This is a genomic window from Methylobacterium sp. P5_C11 (genome assembly GCF_054049775.1).
Genome location: NZ_JBFULS010000008.1, coordinates 116,604 through 123,642 on the forward strand (window position 1 = coordinate 116,604; position 7,039 = coordinate 123,642).

At 70.4% G+C, this 7,039-nt stretch carries 4 protein-coding genes; 1 reads left to right on the forward strand and 3 read right to left on the reverse strand.

Going from position 1 to position 7,039, the window contains the following annotated elements:
• Positions 1 to 30: 30 nt before the first annotated feature.
• Both ACXJKQ_RS07240 and ACXJKQ_RS07245 read right to left on the reverse strand, forming a co-directional pair.
• On the reverse strand, positions 31 to 1,317 hold the full coding sequence (locus ACXJKQ_RS07240) for an MFS transporter (RefSeq protein ID WP_457105081.1): 1,287 nt from the start codon (positions 1,315 to 1,317) through the stop codon (positions 31 to 33).
• A gap of 37 nt (positions 1,318 to 1,354) precedes the next feature.
• Positions 1,355 to 1,711: a MarR family winged helix-turn-helix transcriptional regulator gene (locus ACXJKQ_RS07245; RefSeq protein ID WP_457105082.1), complete on the reverse strand. Its 357-nt coding sequence runs from the start codon at positions 1,709 to 1,711 to the stop codon at positions 1,355 to 1,357.
• 242 nt (positions 1,712 to 1,953) lie between these two features.
• Here ACXJKQ_RS07245 and ACXJKQ_RS07250 point away from each other — a divergent pair, with 242 nt between their 5' ends.
• Positions 1,954 to 6,798, forward strand: a complete 4,845-nt coding sequence (locus ACXJKQ_RS07250) for an NAD-glutamate dehydrogenase (protein WP_457105083.1) — start codon at positions 1,954 to 1,956, stop codon at positions 6,796 to 6,798.
• Here ACXJKQ_RS07250 and ACXJKQ_RS07255 read toward each other — a convergent pair.
• Positions 6,795 to 7,039 (reverse strand): integrase core domain-containing protein (locus ACXJKQ_RS07255; RefSeq protein WP_457105084.1); only part of this gene is annotated, 245 nt, incomplete at its 5' end. The genes ACXJKQ_RS07250 and ACXJKQ_RS07255 overlap by 4 nt on opposite strands.

Sequence of the window (7,039 nt, forward strand, 5' to 3'; positions counted from 1 at the left end):
CGTGTGACGACCGCGCCCGCCGCGCGCAGTTCAGGCCGGCAGCGGGCGCAGGGCGGGCTCGGCGGGGTTGCGGCCCACGAAGGCCGCCATGAGTGCCGCCACGAGGCAGAGCAGGCCGGCCGAGACGAAGGCGCCGAGATAGGTTCCGGTGTCGGTCCGGACCATGCCGGCGAGCCACGCCGCCGAGGCCGCACCGATCTGGTGGGCGGCCGCGATCCAGCCGAACATCAGCGCGGCGTTCTCCTCGCCGAAGGTTTTTCCGGCGAGCTGGACGGTGGGCGGCACCGTGGCGATCCAGTCGAGCCCGTAGAACACCGCGAACAGCGACAGGCCGTAGAAGCTGTAGTCGAACGAATAGGGCAGGAAGATCAGCGAGAGCCCGCGCAGGCCGTAATACCACGCGAGGAGCTTGCGCGAGTCGAACCGGTCCGTCAGCCACCCCGACGCGGTGGTGCCGATCAGGTCGCAGATGCCCATCAGCGCGAGCAGGCCCGCGGCGGTCACCTCGGCGATGCCGTGGTCGATGCAGGCCGGGATCAGGTGCGTCCCGATCAGTCCGTTGGTGGAGGCGCCGCAGATGAAGAAGGTGCCGGCGAGCAGCCAGAAGTCGCGGGAGCGCAGGCCGATGCGCAGGCCGCGCAGCGCCCGCACGGCGGGGTTCTCGGTCAGGACCGGCGTCGGCGTGACCGCATCCTCGCCATAACGCGGCAGACCGATATCGGCCGGGCGGTCGCGCAACAGCAGGGCGGCCAACGGGATCAACGCGAGGGTCGCCGCCGCCACCACGAGGGAGACCGAGCGCCATCCCTGCCCGACCGCCAGGGAGGCCAGCATCGGCAGGAAGACGAGCTGACCGGTGGCGCTGCTCGCGGTCAACAGGCCGAGGACGAGCCCGCGGCGCTTGGCGAACCAGCGCCCCGCTACGGTCGCCCCGAGGACGTTGGCGACCATGCCGGAGCCGGAGCCGACGACGATGCCCCAGAGCAGCACCATCTGCCACGGCGCTGTCATCAGGCTCGTGGCGGCGGTGCCGATCGCCAGGATCAGGAGCGCCGCGCAGACGGAGCGCCGGAGGCCGAACCGCTCGATGATCGCCACCGCGAAGGGTCCGATCATGCCGTACAGGAAGATGTTGAGGGCGATGCCGACGCCGATCGTGGCCGCGGTCCAGCCGAATTCCCGCTCCCAGGGTACGATCAGCACGCTCGGGGTCGCGCGAACGCCGGCCCCCACGAGGAGCACCAGGAACGTGACGGCCGCGATGACCCAGGCATAATGCAGGCGCGCCCCGGGGCGCGTCTCGGTGATGGCGGGCATGAACGGTCTCCGGCGGCGGGCGGGCCTGAGGCGATGCTCAGGTGGCGGAAATCAGGGCGTTCGCCAGGGCCGCCACGGCCCCGGGCTCGACTTGGGCGTTGATGCGGGTCTGCGCGTCCCGCCAGTAGGGCATCGCGGTGGCCATGGCACCGCGGCCGGCGTCGGTCAGGATGACCATGCGCGTGCGGGCATCGTCGGCGTCGGCGGCGATCCGGACGAGGCCGCGCCGCTCCAGCGGATCGAGGTTGCGCGCCATCGTGGTGCGCTCGAGCGCAGCCTCGGCGGCGAGCCGCGTCACGGGCGTCGGACCCAGCCGCTCCAGAAGGCGCAGGATCGCGAACTGCGTCACCCGCAGGCCCGTCGGGCGCAGGGCCGAATCATAGGCCGTCGTCACGGCGCGCGTCGCCCGGCGCAGCGCGGAGCAGGTGCAGGGCTCTTCGGGAGCGGGAACGGCAGGATCGTCGGGCACGATGCGTGTATATGCACGTTTCTCGGCCTGAGCAACCCAAGCGGGGCGTGCGCCTGACGCTTCGCCCCGATCGATACTCGCGGACGGGCAAACGGTCGGGGGTGTCATCGACACGGCGGATCACGCTGCTATCGGTTGGGCGAGTGACCCGGTTCGGGAGAAGCGCGATGACACTCGAAACCGCGACGGCGTTGTCCTCCTCGGAGCAGAAGACGGCCCGCACCGGGCTGATCGAGGCGGCCGCCGACATCGTGACCGACCAGGGTGGACCCGGCGGCTTCGTCCGCGACCTGTTCGGGCGCGTCACCCCGGAGGATCTGGCCTCCTACGACGCCGCGATCCTGGCCGACCTCGCCGCCCGCGCCCGTGCCTTCCTCTCCGAACCGCGCCGGCCCAGCGACCCGGCCCGAATGCGCCTCGGCGAAGGCGAGCTGTTCCGCGACGGACGGGCGCGCGAGGTGACGATCCTCGAGGTCGTCAACGACAACCGGCCGTTCCTGCTGGACTCCACCCTCGCCGAACTCACCGAGCAGGGCCTCTCCCCGCACCTCGTCGCCCATCCGATCCTGGGCGTGGAACGGGATGGCGGGGGTGGGCTGATCCGCGTGGTCGGTGAGACGACCGCGGATGCCCATGGCAGCCTGGCGCGCGAGAGCTTCATTCACATCCATCTCGACCGCCTCTCGGACGAGGTCGGCGCGCGGTTGCTGGACTCCCTCGCGGCGGTCTATCGCGACGTCGCCCTGGCGAGCGACGATCACGACGCCATGCTGGCGCGCCTCACCGACCTCGCCGAGGATCTCGGCCGGGCGCCTACCCCGGTGCCAGAGAGCGAGACCGAGGAAGCACGCGCCTTCCTCGGGTGGCTGAAGGACGGCCAGTTTCTGCTCCTCGGCATGCAGCAGCACGGCATCGACGGCGAGGCCCATCCCCTGGTCGACGGGTCGAGCCTCGGCGTACTGCGCGATCCCGGCGCCACACCCCTGCGCCGGGGACGGACCCCGGTGGACTACACGCCGGAGATCCTCGCCTTCCTGGAGGAGCCGCAGCCGCTGATCATCACCAAGGCGAGCGTGAAGTCCCGGGTCCACCGATCGGCCTACCTCGACTATATTGGCGTGAAGCTGTTCTCCGGCCTCGGCAAGCTTTCGGGTGAGGTGCGGATCGTCGGCCTGTTCACGGCCTCGGCGTATACAAGCCCCGCCCGCGAGGTGCCGGTTCTGCGCCGCAAGGTCGAGGCCGTCGTCCAGCGCGCGGGTCTGGACCCGACGAGCCATGCCGGCCGCAGCCTCCTCGCGGTCCTGGAGAGCTATCCGCGCGACGAACTGTTCCAGATCGGCATCGAGCGGCTCTACCGGTTTACCCTGGCCATCGCCGCCCTGGCCGACCGGCCGCGGGTGCGCGTGCTCTCGCGCCCGGACCGGTTCGGCCGCTTCGTCTCGCTCCTCGTCTACGTTCCCAAGGACCGCTACGATTCCACGGTGCGCGGCCGGATCGGCGCCTACCTCGCAGAGACCTATGGCGGACGGCTGAGCGCCGCCTATCCCGATTATCCGGACGGCCCCCTCGCCCGCATCCACTACATCATCGGCCTGCCCGACCAGGGCAGCCCGGAGCAGGACCCGTCGCTCCTGGAAGCCGGCATCGCCGCCCTGGTCCGCACCTGGGGCGACGCCCTGCGGGCTGCCCTGACCGAGACCCAGGGCGGCGACCGGGCGCGCCAGCTCGCCACCCGCTACGGCGACGCGTTCTCGGCCGCCTACCGGGACGCATTCCAGCCCGAGATGGCCGTCGCCGACGTAGCGATCCTCGACCGCCTCGACGACAGCCAGCCGCGCGCCGTCCATCTCGGGCGCCGGCAGAGTGATGCGGCGGCTCAGGTCCGCCTGAAGGTCTTCTCCCGCGGCACTGCCATCAGCTTGTCGGACCGGGTTCCGGGGCTGGAGAATCTCGGCTTCCGCGTCATCAACGAGCGCACCTACCGGATCGTGCCTGCGGGGGCGGACGAGGCGGCCCGGATCTGGGTGCACGACATGCTGATCGAACGCGCAACCGGCGCTCCGATCGACCTGAACGCCTTGGAGCGCCCGCTGGAATCCGCGATGCTGGCTATCGCGGACGGTGTCGCCGAATCCGACGGCTACAATCGGCTCGTCCTGGAGGCCGCCCTCCCCTGGCGGGAGGCGGCCCTGCTCCGGGCGCTCGGGCGCTATCTGCGCCAGCTGCGCATCCGCTACGGGCAGGATTACCTCGCCGGCACGCTGAGCCGGCATGCCGGCATCGCCCGAAGCGTCGTCGCCCTGTTCCGCGCCCGGTTCGATCCGGCGCTGACGGGGGACCGGACCGCCCGAGAGGCAGAGATCCGCGCCGGAATCGAGACCGCGCTCGCCGACGTCATCAGCCTCGACGACGACCGGATTCTGCGCCGGTTCGTCAATCTCGTCGAAGCGGCAGTGCGGACGAATTTCTTTCAGACCGGCGCGGACGGGCAACCGCGGGAGACGATCAGCTTCAAGTTCGCCTGCGCCAAGGTGACGGCGATGCCGCTGCCGCGGCCGTTCTTCGAGATCTTCGTGTATTCGCCCCGGGTCGAGGGCGTCCACCTGCGCTTCGGCTACGTCGCCCGCGGCGGCCTGCGCTGGTCCGACCGGCCAGAGGATTTCCGCACCGAGATCCTGGGCCTCGTGAAGGCCCAACAGGTCAAGAACGCCGTGATCGTCCCGGTGGGCGCCAAGGGCGGCTTCTTTCCCAAGCGCCTGCCGCCGGCCTCCGACCGCGCCGCCTGGATGCAGGAGGGYACCGAGAGCTACCGGATCTTCATCCGCACGCTTCTGGAACTGACTGACAACATCGTCGACGACGCCATCGTGCCGCCGCCCGACACGGTGCGGCACGACCCGGACGACGCCTATCTCGTGGTCGCCGCCGACAAGGGTACTGCCACCTTCTCGGACATCGCCAACGCGCTGTCCCTCGAGAAGGGCCACTGGCTCGGCGACGCCTTCGCGTCGGGCGGCAGCCAGGGCTACGACCACAAGGGCATGGGCATCACCGCCCGCGGCGCCTGGGAGGCGGTCCGGCGGCATTTCCGCGAGATCGACGTCGACGTGCAGCGGGACCCGATCACGACGGTCGGGGTCGGCGACATGTCGGGCGACGTCTTCGGCAACGGCATGTTGCTATCGGAGAGCATCCGGCTGATCGCCGCCTTCGACCATCGGGACATCTTCCTCGATCCGAACCCGGATGCGGCCGCGAGCTTCGTCGAGCGGCGACGGTTGTTCGATCTCGGCCGTTCCTCGTGGGCCGATTACGACCGGTCGCTGATCTCGGAGGGCGGCGGCATCTTCTCCCGCAGCCTGAAGACCGTGCCGCTCTCCGGGCCGGTCCGCGCCGCCCTGGGCTTCGACCGCCACGAGGCGACGCCCACCGAGCTCATGCAGGCGATCCTGAAGGCACCCGCCGACCTGCTCTGGTTCGGCGGCATCGGCACCTATGTCCGCGCCACCACCGAGACCGACGAGGATGCCGGCGACCGCGCCAACGACGCCGTCCGCATCACCGGGCCGGAGCTGCGCGCCAAGGTGGTCGGAGAGGGTGCCAACCTCGGCCTGACGCAACGCGGTCGCATCGAGGCGGCGCGCGCAGGCGTTCGGCTCAATACCGACGCCATCGACAATTCGGCGGGCGTGAACACCTCGGACGTCGAGGTGAACATCAAGATCGCCCTGATGACGCCGGAGCGGGACGGACGTCTGAGCTACGAGGCACGCAACGCCCTCCTCGCCGCCATGACCGACGAGGTGGGCCACTTGGTTCTCCGCAACAACGCGTTGCAGACTCTCGCCCTCTCACTCGCCCAGCGCGGCGGCCTCGGCGAGACCGGCTTCGCCATGCGGACCATGCAGGCTCTGGAGGCCGAGGGTCGCCTCGACCGCGCGGTGGAGTTCCTGCCCGACGACGGGACGCTCTCCGAGCGCATGCGCCGGAACGAGGGCCTGACACGGCCGGAATACGCGGTCCTCCTCGCCTATGCGAAGCTGTCGCTCCATGACGCGATCCTCGACAGCGCCGTGCCGAACGACGCCTATTTCGACCGGGAATTGCAGCGCTACTTTCCGAAGGCCCTCCGGGACCGATTCCCGGACGCGGTGAAAACGCACCGCCTCCGCCGCGAGATCATCGCCACGGCGCTCGCCAACATCATCGTCAACCGCGGCGGCCCATCCCTCGTGACTCGCCTCGTCGACGGCACCGGCGCCGACGGCGCGACCATCGCCAAGGCCTACGCGGTGACCCGCGACGCCTTCGGGCTGATGGAGCTCAACCTCGCCATCGACGGGCTCGCAGGCCGCATCTCGGGCCAAGGGCAGCTCGGCCTCTATGCGGAGGTGCAGGATCTGCTGACGAACCGCATCGTCTGGTTCATCCGCAACCTCGACCTGAGCGGCAGTCTCGGCCCGGTCGTCGCCCGCTACCGGGACGGCGTCGCTGCCGTCGAGGCGGCGTTGCCGAAGGTCCTCGGCGACGAGGCATTGGCGGCGATCGGGGAGCGCACGGCGGAACTCACCGCCCTCGGCATGGCCGCTGCCCAGGCGCGGCGTCTGGCCTCGCTGTCCGCGCTCGTCTCCGCCCCGGACATCGTCCGGGTCGCCGAGGCCAGCGGTCGTCCGATCGAGGACGTGGCGGCCACGCATTTCGCCCTGGAGCACGCCTTCAACCTCGACGCCCTCGCCGCTGCAGCGCGGACCGTTCCGGTGACCGATACGTTCGACCGCGTCGCGCTGGAGCGCGCCGTCGCCGGTATTGCGGCGGCGCATCGCAAGTTGACCGCCGAGGTGGTGGCCGACCTGGGCGCCGGCCCGGAGGCGGTGGAGGCTTGGGCGAAGGCCCGCGGTGCGTCGCTCGTCCGGATTCGCGAGGCGGTGGATGCCATCGGCGCGTCGAGCCTGACGGTCTCGAAGGTCACTGTGGCGGCGAGCCTGCTGGGGGATCTGGTCCGGGCCGACTAGGTGTTCAGTCCCGAGGTGAGATGGGTTGGGTCGTATCTGAACCGGCCTGGGTCGTCTGCCCAGGCTCGGCAGGTCGCTTCGTATGGCGTGAGGCCGCGTAGGGTCTTGAGCCGCCGGGCGAAGTTGTAGGCATCCAGGAAAGCGGCGAGGTGTTCCCGCAGTTGGTCGTGGCTGTCGTAGTGGTAGCGCTTGACGGTCGCGTCCTTGAGGGTCCGGTTCATGCGCTCGACCTGGCCATTGG